Below are 12958 nucleotides of genomic sequence, written 5' to 3'. Positions count from 1 at the left end.
AAAGCCAGTAAGAGGGGCGACTGAAACAGCCTGCAGCACGCCTGCCTGCCTCGTCGCCGGCCCTTATTGCGCCCGCCCGTCGCGACGGGGAGTCTCGCAGAGCCTGGGGAGGTTCACTGATATGTTGTACGACAAGTCCCTTGAAAAGGATAACTGTGGTTTTGGCCTGATCGCCCACATAGAAGGCGAACCAAGCCATAAAGTGGTGCGCACTGCTATCCACGCGCTGGCCCGTATGCAACACCGTGGCGCGATCCTTGCCGACGGCAAGACCGGCGACGGTTGTGGCCTGCTTTTACAGAAGCCCGATCGCTTCTTCCGCGTGATTGCTGAAGAGCGCGGCTGGCGGCTGGCGAAAAACTATGCCGTGGGCATGCTGTTCCTGAATCAGGACGACGCCCTGGCCCGCGAAGCCCGCAAAATCGTGGAAGAGGAAGTGCTGCGCGAAACCCTCTCCATCGTTGGCTGGCGCGAAGTGCCCACCAATCAGGACGTGCTGGGGGACATCGCCCTCTCCTCCATGCCGCGCATCGAACAGCTGTTCATTAACGCACCGGCGGGCTGGCGCCCGCGCGATATGGAGCGTCGCCTGTATATGGCGCGCCGCCGCATTGAGAAGCGCATCAGCGATAAAGAGTTTTATATCTGCAGCTTCTCCAACCAGGTCAATATTTACAAAGGCCTGTGCATGCCCGCGGATCTGCCGCGCTTCTATCTTGATCTGGCCGACCTGCGTCTGGAGTCGGCCATCTGCCTGTTCCACCAGCGCTTTTCGACCAACACCGTGCCGCGCTGGCCGCTGGCGCAGCCGTTCCGCTACATGGCGCACAACGGCGAAATCAACACCATTGCCGGTAACCGTCAGTGGGCCCGGGCGCGCGCCTACAAGTTTAATACGCCGCTGATCCCCGATCTGCAACACGCCGCGCCGTTCGTCAACGAGACCGGCTCGGACTCCAGCTCGATGGATAACATGCTCGAGCTGTTTTTAAGCGGCGGGATGGACCTGATTCGCGCCATGCGCCTGCTGGTGCCGCCGGCCTGGCAGAATAACCCGGACATGGATCCGGAGCTGCGCGCCTTCTTTGACTTCAACTCCATGCACATGGAGCCGTGGGACGGCCCCGCGGGGATCGTGATGTCTGATGGCCGCTATGCCGCCTGTAACCTCGATCGCAACGGTCTGCGCCCGGCGCGCTACGTGATAACCAAAGACAAGCTGATCACCTGCGCGTCAGAAGTGGGCATCTGGGACTACCAACCGGACGAAGTGGTCGAAAAAGGCCGCGTGGGACCGGGTGAGCTGATGGTGATCGACACCCGCGCCGGACGCATCCTGCACTCCGCCGAAACCGATAACGACCTGAAGAGCCGCCACCCGTATAAAGAGTGGATGGCGAAAAACGTCAAGCGTCTGGTGCCGTTTGAAGAGCTGCCGGACGACCAGGTCGGCCGTCGTCAGCTGGACGATACCCAACTGGCGGCCCATCAGAAGCAGCACGCCTACAGCAGCGAAGAGCTGGATCAAATCATCCGCGTCCTGGGAGAAAATGGTCAGGAGGCGGTCGGTTCCATGGGGGACGATACGCCGTTTGCGGTACTCTCCAGCCGTCCGCGGATAATCTATGACTACTTCCGTCAGCAGTTCGCTCAGGTCACTAACCCGCCAATCGATCCGCTGCGTGAGAATCACGTGATGTCGCTGGCCACCAGTATTGGCCGCGAAATGAACGTCTTCTGCGAAGCGGAAGGTCAGGCGCACCGCGTCAGTTTCAAATCGCCGATACTGCTCTATTCCGACTTCCGCCAGCTGACTACGATGGAGGGAGAGTACTACCGCGCCGACACGCTGGACTGCACTTTCAACCCTGAAGAGCAGACGCTGGAGCAGGCGGTGCACGCGCTGTGCGACACCGCACAGCAGATGGTGGAAAACGGCACCGTTTTGCTGGTGCTTTCCGATCGCCAAATCGCCGAAACGCGCCTGCCGGTACCGGCGCCGATGATCGTCGGGGCGGTACAGCGCCGCCTGGTGGAGCACAATCTGCGCTGCGACGCCAACATCATTGTGGAGACCGCCAGCGCCCGCGATCCGCACCACTTCGCCGTGCTGCTGGGCTTTGGCGCCACCGCGATCTACCCGTGGCTTGCCTATGAATCGCTGGCAAAAATGGCCGACAGCGGCGTGATTGAAAAAGATTATCGCACCCTGATGCTCAACTACCGTAACGGCATCAACAAAGGGCTGTACAAGATCATGTCCAAAATGGGCATTTCCACCATTGCCTCCTACCGCTGTTCGCAGCTGTTTGAAGCCGTGGGGCTGCATGCAGACGTGGCCACACTGTGCTTCCAGGGCGTGGTCAGCCGCATCAGCGGCGCCAATTTTGCCGAATTTCAGCAGGACCTGGTCAACCTGGCAAAACGCGCCTGGCTGCCGCGCAAACCGCTGGAGCAGGGTGGCCTGCTGAAGTATGTCCACGGCGGCGAGTATCACGCCTACAACCCGGACGTGGTCGCTACGCTGCAGCGTGCGGTCAATAGCGGCGAATACAGCGATTATCAGCAGTACGCCCGGCTGGTGAATGAACGTCCGGTTGCCGCGCTGCGCGACCTGTTAGCGATCAAGAGCAACGGTGCCGGCATTGCGCTCGACGAGGTCGAACCGGCCAGCGAGCTGTATAAACGTTTCGATACCGCGGCCATGTCGATCGGTGCACTCAGCCCGGAAGCGCATGAGTCGCTGGCCGAGGCGATGAACAGTATCGGCGGCTTCTCCAACTCCGGCGAAGGCGGTGAAGATCCGGCGCGCTACGGCACCAATAAGGTGTCGCGTATCAAGCAGGTCGCCTCCGGCCGCTTCGGCGTGACCCCGGCCTACCTGGTGAATGCCGATGTGATTCAGATTAAGGTGGCACAGGGCGCCAAGCCGGGCGAAGGCGGACAGCTGCCGGGGGATAAAGTCACCCCATACATTGCTAAACTGCGCTATTCCGTTCCCGGTGTGACGCTGATTTCGCCGCCGCCGCATCACGATATCTACTCGATTGAAGATCTGGCCCAGCTGATCTTCGATCTGAAACAGGTCAACCCGACCGCGATGATCTCGGTCAAACTGGTCTCCGAGCCCGGCGTCGGGACTATCGCCACCGGCGTGGCCAAGGCCTACGCCGACCTGATCACCATCGCCGGCTACGACGGCGGCACCGGCGCCAGCCCGCTGACGTCGGTGAAATATGCCGGATGTCCGTGGGAGCTCGGGCTGGTGGAAACCCAGCAGGCGCTGGTGGCCAACGGCCTGCGCCACAAGATCCGTCTGCAGGTGGACGGCGGTCTGAAAACCGGTAGCGACATCATTAAAGCCGCGATCCTCGGCGCGGAGAGCTTCGGCTTTGGCACCGGCCCGATGGTCGCGCTGGGCTGTAAATACCTGCGGATCTGTCATCTGAACAACTGCGCGACCGGTGTCGCTACGCAGGATGAGAAGCTGCGCAAAAATCACTATCACGGGCTGCCGTTTAAAGTGACCAATTACTTCCAGTTTATTGCGCAGGAAACGCGGGAAATTCTGGCGCAGCTCGGCGTGAAGCGGTTGGTGGACCTGATTGGTCGTACCGAGCTGTTGGAGGAGCTGGACGGTTTTACCGCCAAGCAGCAAAATCTCGATCTCTCTGCGCTGTTGAAAACGGCGCAGCCTATGCCGGGTAAAACACTGTGGTGTGCCGAAAGCAACCCGCCGTTTGATCAGGGGCTGCTGAATAAAGCGCTGCTGGAGCAGGCGATGCCCTATGTTGAGGCGAAGCAGAGCAAAACGTTCTGGTTTGATATTCGCAACACCGATCGTTCGGTGGGCGCTACGCTCTCCGGGGCGATTGCCGCGCTGCACGGTGACCAGGGGCTGGCGGCGGATCCGATCCGCGCCCACTTCAACGGCACTGCCGGCCAGAGCTTTGGCGTCTGGAATGCCGGCGGCGTTGAGCTGATTCTGACCGGCGATGCCAACGACTACGTCGGTAAAGGGATGGCGGGCGGGATGCTGGCGGTGCGACCGCCGGTTGGCTCGGCATTCCGCAGCCACGAAGCGACCATTGTCGGCAACACCTGCCTGTACGGCGCCACCGGCGGTAAGCTGTTTGCGGCCGGCCGCGCGGGTGAGCGCTTCGCGGTACGTAACTCTGGTGCCATTACCGTGGTCGAAGGCATCGGCGATAACGGCTGTGAGTACATGACCGGCGGTATCGTCTGCGTGCTCGGCCGCACCGGCGTCAACTTTGGCGCAGGCATGACCGGCGGCTTCGCCTACGTGCTGGATGAGGATGGCGAATTCCGCAAGCGCGTCAATGCCGAGCTGGTGGAGGTGCTGAATGTCGATGACCTGGCGATTCACGAAGAGCATCTGCGCGGTCTGATCACCGAGCACGTCCAGCACACCGGCTCCGGCCGGGGAGAAGAGATTCTGGCGAACTGGCCGGCGTGGTCGGCTAAATTCGCTCTGGTTAAACCGAAGTCCAGCGATGTAAAAGCGTTGTTGGGTCACCGCAGTCGTTCCGCAGCCGAGCTGCGGGTGCAGGCGCAGTAAGCAGGGATAAGAGGTAAAGATGAGCCAGAACGTATACCAATTTATCGACTTGCAGCGCGTTGATCCGCCGAAAAAACCGCTCAAGATCCGTAAAATTGAGTTTGTAGAGATTTATGAGCCTTTTTCCGAGAGTCAGGCCCAGGCGCAGGCCGATCGCTGCCTCTCTTGCGGCAACCCTTATTGTGAATGGAAGTGCCCGGTGCACAACTACATTCCGGACTGGCTGAAGCTGGCTAACGAGGGGCGGATCATTGAGGCCGCGGAGCTATCGCACCAGACGAACAGCCTGCCCGAAGTGTGTGGGCGGGTCTGTCCACAGGATCGCCTGTGTGAAGGCTCCTGTACGCTGAATGACGAATTTGGCGCGGTCACCATCGGCAACATCGAGCGCTATATCAACGATAAAGCGATTGAGATGGGATGGAAGCCAAGCCTCGGCGAGGTGAAGCCGACCGGCAAGCGCGTGGCTATTATCGGTGCCGGCCCGGCCGGCCTGGCCTGTGCAGACGTGCTGACTCGCAACGGCGTTAAGGCCGTGGTCTACGATCGTCACCCGGAGATCGGCGGTTTGCTGACCTTTGGTATTCCGGCCTTCAAGCTGGAAAAAGAGGTGATGACCAAGCGCCGTGAAATCTTCAGCGAGATGGGGATCGACTTCCACCTCAACACCGAAGTGGGCCGTGACGTTCAGTTCAGCGATCTGCTGAGCGATTTTGACGCGGTGTTCCTCGGCGTCGGCACCTACCAGTCAATGCGCGGCGGCCTCGACAACGAAGAAGCCGACGGCGTGTTTGATGCGCTGCCGTTCCTGATTGCCAACACGCGGAAAATCATGGGCTTCAACGACGACAATGCCGCCCCGTATATCACCATGGAAGGCAAGCGCGTGGTGGTGCTCGGCGGTGGCGACACCGCGATGGACTGCGTACGCACCTCCATTCGTCAGGGGGCCAGCCACGTCACCTGCGCCTATCGCCGCGACGAAGAGAACATGCCTGGCTCACGCCGCGAAGTGAAAAATGCGCGCGAAGAGGGGGTGGAGTTTCAGTTCAACCTGCAGCCGCTGGCGATCGAAATCAATGCCAACGGACGCGTGAGCGGCGTGAAGGTCGTACGCACGCAAATGGGCGCGGCGGATGCTAACGGCAGACGTCAGGCGGAAATTATCGCCGGATCAGAGCACGTGCTGGCGGCCGATGCGGTGGTGATGGCATTTGGCTTCCGTCCCCATACGCTGTCCTGGCTGAGCGATTTCAGCGTCGAGCTGGATAAACAGGGCCGGATCATTGCCCCTGAGCACAGCGATAACGCATTCCAGACCAGCAACCCGAAGATCTTTGCCGGTGGCGATATCGTGCGCGGCTCCGATCTGGTGGTGACCGCGATTGCCGAAGGCCGCAAAGCGGCGGAAGGCATTCTGGATTATCTGGACGTATAAGCGCCGGGCCGTCGACGGCAGAAGGGGAGGCACCGGCCTCCCCTTTATTTTTTACTTCACCACGCGCAGGGCGGGACGACCGCCGCGCGGCGGCGGCGTCTCATCGGGATCGTCGTCGTCCGATTCCGCGCGATCGGGGCGATCGCCATCGATAACCGACATATGGCTCTCTGCCGTCGGGGTCTCATCCGCGGCGTCCTGCGGGAGCGCCTGTTCGTAGGCTGCTTCCGGCTCAAACAGGGTACCGGCACCGTTTTCGCGGGCATAGATCGCCATCACCGCCATCACCGGAACAATTACCTGGCGCGGCACGCCGCCAAAGCGCGCGTTAAAGCGGACCTCATCGTTGCCCAGCTCCAGATTGCCCACCGCGCGCGGCGCGATATTCAATACAATCTGGCCATCGCGGGCGTACTCCAGCGGCACCATCACGCCGGCTTGATGAATATCCACCACCAGGTGCGGCGTCAGCTGGTTATCCAGCAGCCACTCATAGAATGCCCGCAGCAAATAGGGACGACGTGCGGTAAGTTGCGACATCTCCATCCGGCTCAGCCCCGCGTTTGCAGGCGCATTTCACGCTCCGCTTCGGTCAGAGAGGCGAGGAATGAATCGCGTTCAAACACGCGGGTCATGTAGTTTTTCAGATCTTTCGATCCGGTGCCGCTCAGCTCGATACCCAGCTGCGGTAGACGCCACAGCAGCGGTGCCAGATAGCAATCCACCAGGCTGAACTCTTCGCTCATAAAGAACGGGGCGCGACCGAACAGCGGGGCGATCGCCAGCAGCTCTTCGCGCAGCTGTTTGCGTGCGCTGTCAGCTTCCTGCGGCGTGCCGCTCTCGACCTTGCGCATCAGGCTGTACCAGTCGTTTTCAATCCGGTGCATCATCAGGCGGCTCTCTCCGCGCGCCACCGGGTATACCGGCATCAGCGGAGGATGGGGAAAACGCTCATCAAGGTACTCCATGATGATGCGGGATTCCCACAGCGTCAGTTCGCGGTCAACCAGCGTGGGTACCGTACGGTAGGGGTTAAGGTCTATCAGATCCGCGGGCAGATTATCCCTTTCTACCTGTTCGATCTCAACGCTGACGCCCTTCTCCGCCAGGACAATACGGACCTGGTGGCTGAAAATGTCAGTGGGACCAGAAAACAGCGTCATTACCGAACGTTTGTTGGCAGCGACAGCCATGTAAACCTCCAAGTTTATCCAGAAAATTACTGCGAATAGCCAACCACGCGGCGACTCACCTGCACATGGGCGATCGCATAGCCGGGCGTGCGCAACGCCAGCATCCACTCAGGATAATTATGCGCAAAAGCCCCGCTTTGCGGGCGCAAAGTTCCACGTAGTCTACCAGATTTTAACCAGCTTGTGGCGACGGGATTGCGGATTTGACGGTAACGGCGCGCGGCAGCTGCCTTTTTAACAGGCGGGCATAAAAAAACCCGGTGCGCGCACCGGGTTTTTTCCGACAATCTGCTGCCAGAGGCAGAGCAGATTAACGTTTGGAGAACTGCGGACGACGGCGTGCTTTACGCAGACCGACTTTCTTACGTTCAACCTGACGCGCATCACGCGTAACGAAGCCAGCTTTACGCAGTTCGCCACGCAGAGACTCGTCATACTCCATCAGCGCGCGGGTGATACCGTGACGGATCGCACCAGCCTGACCGGAGATACCACCACCTTTAACAGTGATGTACAGATCGAATTTACCAACCATGTCCAGCAGCTCCAGCGGCTGACGAACGACCATACGTGCCGTTTCGCGACCGAAGTACTGCTCCAGTGAACGCTGGTTGATAACGATGTTACCGCTGCCCGGCTTAATGAACACGCGAGCGGTAGAGCTTTTGCGGCGACCAGTGCCGTAGTTTTGAGTTTCAGCCATTGCCTGTAATCCCGATTAAATGTCAAGAACTTGCGGTTGCTGTGCCGCATGGTTGTGCTCGTTACCTGCGTAAACTTTCAGTTTACGGTACATAGCACGACCCAGCGGGCCTTTTGGCAGCATGCCTTTAACCGCGATTTCAATCACACGCTCAGGACGGCGGGCAATCATCTCTTCGAAGGTCGCCTGCTTGATACCACCGATGTGACCGGTGTGGTGATAGTAGATCTTATCGCTACGTTTGTTACCGGTTACGGCAACTTTGTCAGCGTTCAGAACGATGATGTAATCACCGGTATCTACGTGCGGAGTGTATTCCGCTTTATGCTTACCACGCAGACGGCGCGCCAGTTCAGTCGCTAAACGACCTAAAGTTTTGCCTGTTGCGTCAACAACATACCAGTCACGCTGGACGGTTTCTGGCTTAGCTGTAAAAGTTTTCATCAAAAAGCTTACCCAAATTAAGTTACACGTTGGTGAAATCCCAAACGCTTGAATAAACGGTTGAGGCTCACACGACCATCTTGACCAGCAAGCCCACCCCTTCGGATAGAGTTACTGGAACACAGAGATTTTGGGAAAAAAACCTCTGCCGTAACGTGGGGTGGCAAGATTATAGAGAAGTCACCTGCAAAGATCGAACCTTTTTTACACCCGGGGCTGCCGTTACGGCAGATGCGGCAGGCGCAGATACTCCTCGCTTTGCATCTCCTGCAGACGGGAGACGCAGCGCTGATATTCAAATGTCAGGTGGCTACCCTGATAGATCTCATACAGCGATGCCTCCGCGCTGACCACCAGCTTGACGTGGCGCTCATAAAACTCATCCACCAGCGCCAAAAAACGCCGCGCCTGGTCCTCGGTCTTATAAATCATCACCGGCACCCGATACAGCAGCACGCTGTGGAAGCGGCGCGACAGCGCAATATAATCATGCTGGCTGCGTCCGCTGCCGCACAGGGTCGCAAAATCAATCGCCAGCACGCCCTCACGCACGCCGAGCGTCGGCAGCGCGCGGTGGTTAATGTCCAGTACCGGCTGCCGATCGCGCGGGCCGCCGGCCAGCGCCGTGAACATGCGGTCCATTTCGTCGCTGGCCGCCGCCGATAGCGGGGAGAGCCACAGGTGGGCGGAGGTCAGCGTCCGAAGCCGATAGTCAATGCCCGCATCGACGTTCATCACCTCGCAGTTCGCCTTGATGGCGGCAATCGCCGGCAGGAAGCGCGCGCGCTGCAGACCATTACGGTACAGCTCGTCCGGCGGAATATTCGACGTGGCCACCAGCGTGATGCCCCGGGCAAACAGCGCTTCCATTAGCGTCCCCAGTAGCATGGCGTCGGTAATATCTGACACGAAGAACTCATCAAAGCAAAGCACGTCGGCTTCGGCCTTGAAGCGGTCGGCCACCACCTTCAGCGGATCTTGCTGGCCCTGCAGCGCCGTCAGCTCCTCGTGCACCCGCAGCATAAAGCGGTGAAAGTGCAGACGCAGCTTGCGATCGCCAGGAATGGACTGAAAAAACAGGTCCATCAGCCAGGTTTTACCGCGCCCCACCCCGCCCCACATGTACAGGCCGCGTAGCGGAGGCGTTGCCGCCGGGGCCCGCGGGCCAAACAGCCGCGCCAGCACGCCTTTTGGCGCCGGTGCCGGCACCGCCGCGGCGCGCTGCAGGCCTTGCCAGATGGCATCCAGTCGGGTAATTGCCGTATGCTGCACGCTGTCTGGCTGGTAATCACCCTGAGCCAGCGCCGCCTCATAGCGCGCCAGTGGAGAAGAAGATTGCATAATCCGTATTGAATCCCTGTTGAAGGCGGACGTCCCGGCGCCCGCTGACGAAAAAAAGGCCGTTCTACACTAAGCGATGCCGCCGCAGGATTCCACTTCAACAACATTAGCGGTTATAGTGGTTACACGTTGCAGGACCCTACGGAACAACGAAGACAATACGGGAGTCATTATGACCTGGGAATACGCGCTTATTGGATTAGTCGTCGGCATCATTATTGGCGCGGTGGCAATGCGTTTTGGCAACAGCAAACTGCGTCAGCAGCACTCCATGCAGTATGAACTGGAAAAAACCAAATCTGAGCTGGCGGACTATCGCGAAGAGCTGACCAGCCACTTTGCCCGCAGTGCCGAACTGCTGGATAACATGGCGCGCGACTATCGCCAGCTTTATCAGCATATGGCTAAAGGATCGAACGATCTGCTGCCGAATCTGCCCGGGGAGAAAAATCCCTTTGCCTGGCAGCTAACGGAAGCAGAAGCCGATAACGACCAGATGCCGGTAGAGATGCCGCGTGACTATTCTGAAGGGGCGTCTGGCCTGCTGCGCGGTGAACGCCCGAAAAACAGCTAACCGCCCTACGCAGGCGCGCCCGCCGCGCCTGCTCTTCGCCATCTTGCCGATTTTCCGCCCCGGACTATGAGAATCGACCACCATGAAAAAATCGCTCTTCACGTTAAGCGTTCTTAGCCTGAGTCTGGGGCTGTCGTTCGCCAGCATGGTGCCGGCTCAGGCAGCGCTGCCGACGCAGATTAACGGTCAGCCGCTGCCCAGCCTGGCGCCGATGTTAGAAAATGTGCTGCCCGCCGTGGTCAGCGTACAGGTAGAAGGCACGCAGGCCGCGCCCACCCGTACCCTGCCGGAGCCGTTTAAACGCTTTTTTGGAGATGACAGCCCCGAAGGTGACGCGCCTGAGCAGCCGTTTGAAGGCTTGGGGTCCGGCGTGATCATCAACGCCGCCAAAGGCTACGTGCTGACCAACAATCACGTCGTCGACGGTGCCGACACTATCCGGGTACAGCTGGCCGATGGTCGCGAATACGACGCCCGGCTGGTCGGCAAAGACGCGCAGACCGATATCGCGCTGCTGCAGCTGAACGCAGCCAAAAATCTGGTACAGATCCGCGTCGCCGACTCCGAAAAGCTGAAAGTGGGGGATTTTGCCGTGGCGATCGGTAACCCGTTTGGCCTCGGCCAGACCGCCACTTCCGGTATCATCTCTGCGCTCGGACGCAGCGGCCTGAATCTTGAGGGGCTGGAAAACTTTATCCAGACCGACGCGGCGATTAACCGCGGAAATTCCGGCGGTGCGCTGGTGAATCTGAACGGTGAGCTGATTGGTATCAATACCGCGATCCTCTCCTCCAGCGGCGGTAATCTCGGGATTGGCTTTGCCATTCCGGCCAACATGGCCATCTCGCTGGCACAGCAGCTGGCTGAATTTGGCGAAGTCAAACGCGGTCAGCTGGGCATCAAGGGAACCGAAATGACCGCCGATATGGCCAACGCCTTCGGCGTCACGGCGCAGCGTGGCGCCTTCGTCAGTGAGGTACTGCCCGGCTCCGCGGCGGCCAAAGCCGGCATCCGGTCCGGCGATATCATCACCTCCGTCGACGGAAGACAGATTAACAGTTTTGCTGAACTGCGCGCGCGCATTGGTACCACTGCACCGGGTAAAGCCGTCCAGGTTGGCGTACTGCGCGGCGGAAAGCTGTTAACGCTCAGCGTCACGCTTGACCGTAGCGCGCAGGCCGCCGCCAGTGCCGCGGAGCTGCACCCGGCGCTGCAGGGCGCGACCCTCAGCGACGTGAAGCTGAAAGGCGGCAGTCAGGGCATCCGCGTCGAGAGCGTCGATAAAGGCACACCGGCTCAGCAGGTCGGGCTGCATAAAGACGATGTGATTGTCGCCGTCAATCGCGACCGCGTACAAAATCTGGCCGAACTGCGCAAGGTGCTGGCCGCCCGCCCGCCGGTGATGGCGCTGAATATCCTGCGCGGCGGCGAGCGCCTCTATCTGCTGTTGCCCTGATCGCTGTCGCCGCCGCGCACGGGGGATTGCTCCCCGCACGCGGCGGCGTTGAGCGGCTGCGCGCTTCTGGCGATCGACTGCTGCCCTCTTCCGCAACACATGCTATTCTGCCAGCGTTCTTTTCCAACCAAGTTAACGCCATGATTGCAAAAATTTTGCGGGCGGCCCTGCTCGGACTGATCGTTGCCGGCCTGCTGCTGCTGCTGCTGCCGCAGCTGCGCATCGGCGCCGCGCTGTTTACCGCGGTAGATGACAGCAGCAATGAGACCCCCGCCAGTTACAACCCCGGCGTGCGGCGCGCCGTGCCCGCCGTGGTCAATGTGTATAACCGCAGCGCCAATAGCGCCAGCAACACCCTGGGGTCGGGGGTTATCATGAACAGTCGCGGCTATATCCTGACGAACAAACACGTGATTAACGACGCCGAGCAGATCATTATCGCGCTGCAGGATGGCCGTATTTTCGAGGCCATGATCGTGGGTTCCGATAGCCTGACCGATCTGGCGGTATTAAAAATTTCCGCCAGCAATCTGCCGGTCATCCCGATGAATCCGAAGCGTCAGGCCCACGTCGGCGACGTCGTGATGGCCATCGGTAACCCCTACAATATTGGCCAGACCGTCACCCAGGGCATTATCAGCGCCACCGGGCGGGTGGGCCTTAGCCCCTCCGGGCGGCAGAACTTTCTGCAGACCGACGCATCGATCAATCACGGTAATTCCGGCGGCGCGCTGATCAACTCCCTGGGCGAGCTGATGGGGATCAACACCCTCTCTTTTGACAAAAGTAACGACGGTGAGACCCCCGAGGGGATCGGCTTTGCCATCCCTACCGCGCTGGCGGTGAAAATCATGGATAAGCTGATCCGCGACGGCCGGGTGATTCGCGGCTACTTCGGTATTACCGGGCGAGAGATACCGCGCCTGCATGGGCCAAACGCCAGCGTTGACCGCCTGCAGGGGATCGTTATAAGTGAGGTGAATCCGGGCGGCCCGGCGGCTAAAGCCGGCATTCAGGTCAATGACGTCATTGTGAGCGTTAATGGCAAACCGGCCGTCTCAGCCCAGGAAACCATGGATCAGGTGGCAGAAATTCGTCCCGGCTCGGTGATTGACGTGGTGGTTATGCGCGACGATAAGCGGCTGACTCTGCCGGTGACCATTGAGGAATACCCGCAAAATTAGCCCAAAAAAAGAGGGACGCATCACCGCGTCCCTCCCGTCATCCGTT

Annotated in this window: 10 protein-coding genes; 5 read left to right on the top strand and 5 right to left on the bottom strand. The window is 59.8% G+C overall.

Annotated features, from left to right (window positions below; genetic code table 11):
• Nucleotides 1–121 precede the first annotated feature (121 nt).
• Together gltB and BS626_RS13770 are read left to right on the top strand one after the other, a co-directional pair.
• A complete protein-coding gene (gltB, locus tag BS626_RS13775; RefSeq protein WP_075182965.1) occupies nucleotides 122–4579 on the top strand; it encodes a glutamate synthase large subunit in 4458 nt (1485 codons plus the stop codon).
• A 19-nt stretch (nucleotides 4580–4598) separates the two neighbouring features.
• Nucleotides 4599–6017, top strand: coding sequence for a glutamate synthase small subunit (locus BS626_RS13770; protein WP_075182964.1), 1419 nt, complete (start codon nucleotides 4599–4601; stop codon nucleotides 6015–6017).
• Between the two features lie 51 nt (nucleotides 6018–6068).
• Here the strand turns inward: BS626_RS13770 and sspB are convergent, their stop codons facing one another.
• The 5 genes from sspB to zapE form a co-directional block, all read right to left on the bottom strand.
• A complete protein-coding gene (gene sspB, locus BS626_RS13765; protein WP_075182963.1) occupies nucleotides 6069–6563 on the bottom strand; it encodes a ClpXP protease specificity-enhancing factor in 495 nt (164 codons plus the stop codon).
• Between the two features lie 5 nt (nucleotides 6564–6568).
• The gene (gene sspA / locus BS626_RS13760) at nucleotides 6569–7210 is read right to left on the bottom strand and encodes a stringent starvation protein SspA (protein ID WP_075182962.1); all 642 of its coding nucleotides are present in this window, start codon (nucleotides 7208–7210) and stop codon (nucleotides 6569–6571) included.
• Nucleotides 7211–7520: 310 nt separating this feature from the next.
• Nucleotides 7521–7913 carry a 30S ribosomal protein S9 gene (rpsI, locus tag BS626_RS13755; RefSeq protein WP_075182961.1) on the bottom strand — a complete coding sequence of 131 codons (393 nt, stop codon included), beginning with the start codon at nucleotides 7911–7913 and terminating at the stop codon, nucleotides 7521–7523.
• A 15-nt stretch (nucleotides 7914–7928) separates the two neighbouring features.
• Nucleotides 7929–8357, bottom strand: coding sequence for a 50S ribosomal protein L13 (gene rplM / locus BS626_RS13750; protein ID WP_038016830.1), 429 nt, complete (start codon nucleotides 8355–8357; stop codon nucleotides 7929–7931).
• A gap of 222 nt (nucleotides 8358–8579) precedes the next feature.
• On the bottom strand, nucleotides 8580–9698 hold the full coding sequence (gene zapE / locus BS626_RS13745; RefSeq protein WP_075182960.1) for a cell division protein ZapE: 1119 nt from the start codon (nucleotides 9696–9698) through the stop codon (nucleotides 8580–8582).
• 172 nt (nucleotides 9699–9870) lie between these two features.
• Here zapE and zapG point away from each other — a divergent pair, with 172 nt between their 5' ends.
• The 3 genes from zapG (at nucleotide 9871) to degS (ending at nucleotide 12912) form a co-directional block, all read left to right on the top strand.
• The gene (gene zapG / locus BS626_RS13740) at nucleotides 9871–10272 is read left to right on the top strand and encodes a Z-ring associated protein ZapG (RefSeq protein ID WP_075182959.1); all 402 of its coding nucleotides are present in this window, start codon (nucleotides 9871–9873) and stop codon (nucleotides 10270–10272) included.
• 82 nt (nucleotides 10273–10354) lie between these two features.
• Complete coding sequence (gene degQ, locus BS626_RS13735) at nucleotides 10355–11728, top strand: serine endoprotease DegQ (protein WP_075182958.1); 1374 nt, start codon at nucleotides 10355–10357, stop codon at nucleotides 11726–11728.
• Between the two features lie 140 nt (nucleotides 11729–11868).
• Nucleotides 11869–12912 carry an outer membrane-stress sensor serine endopeptidase DegS gene (degS, locus tag BS626_RS13730; protein WP_075182957.1) on the top strand — a complete coding sequence of 348 codons (1044 nt, stop codon included), beginning with the start codon at nucleotides 11869–11871 and terminating at the stop codon, nucleotides 12910–12912.
• The last annotated feature ends 46 nt before the right edge of the window (nucleotides 12913–12958 follow it).

Source organism: Pantoea sp. 1.19 (assembly GCF_001922585.1).
Classification (GTDB): domain Bacteria; phylum Pseudomonadota; class Gammaproteobacteria; order Enterobacterales; family Enterobacteriaceae; genus 1-19.
This window is presented reverse-complemented; position numbering and strand designations above follow the sequence as displayed.

What these genes read in the sequence shown, in the direction of transcription:
- rpsI (WP_075182961.1), bottom strand. Translation starts at nt 7,913, where the DNA reads ATGGCTGAAACTCAAAACTACGGCACTGGTCGCCGCAAAAGCTCTACC.
- BS626_RS13770 (WP_075182964.1), top strand. Translation starts at nt 4,599, where the DNA reads ATGAGCCAGAACGTATACCAATTTATCGACTTGCAGCGCGTTGATCCG.
- rplM (WP_038016830.1), bottom strand. Translation starts at nt 8,357, where the DNA reads ATGAAAACTTTTACAGCTAAGCCAGAAACCGTCCAGCGTGACTGGTAT.
- zapE (WP_075182960.1), bottom strand. Translation starts at nt 9,698, where the DNA reads ATGCAATCTTCTTCTCCACTGGCGCGCTATGAGGCGGCGCTGGCTCAG.
- degS (WP_075182957.1), top strand. Translation starts at nt 11,869, where the DNA reads ATGATTGCAAAAATTTTGCGGGCGGCCCTGCTCGGACTGATCGTTGCC.
- degQ (WP_075182958.1), top strand. Translation starts at nt 10,355, where the DNA reads ATGAAAAAATCGCTCTTCACGTTAAGCGTTCTTAGCCTGAGTCTGGGG.
- zapG (WP_075182959.1), top strand. Translation starts at nt 9,871, where the DNA reads ATGACCTGGGAATACGCGCTTATTGGATTAGTCGTCGGCATCATTATT.
- gltB (WP_075182965.1), top strand. Translation starts at nt 122, where the DNA reads ATGTTGTACGACAAGTCCCTTGAAAAGGATAACTGTGGTTTTGGCCTG.
- sspB (WP_075182963.1), bottom strand. Translation starts at nt 6,563, where the DNA reads ATGGAGATGTCGCAACTTACCGCACGTCGTCCCTATTTGCTGCGGGCA.
- sspA (WP_075182962.1), bottom strand. Translation starts at nt 7,210, where the DNA reads ATGGCTGTCGCTGCCAACAAACGTTCGGTAATGACGCTGTTTTCTGGT.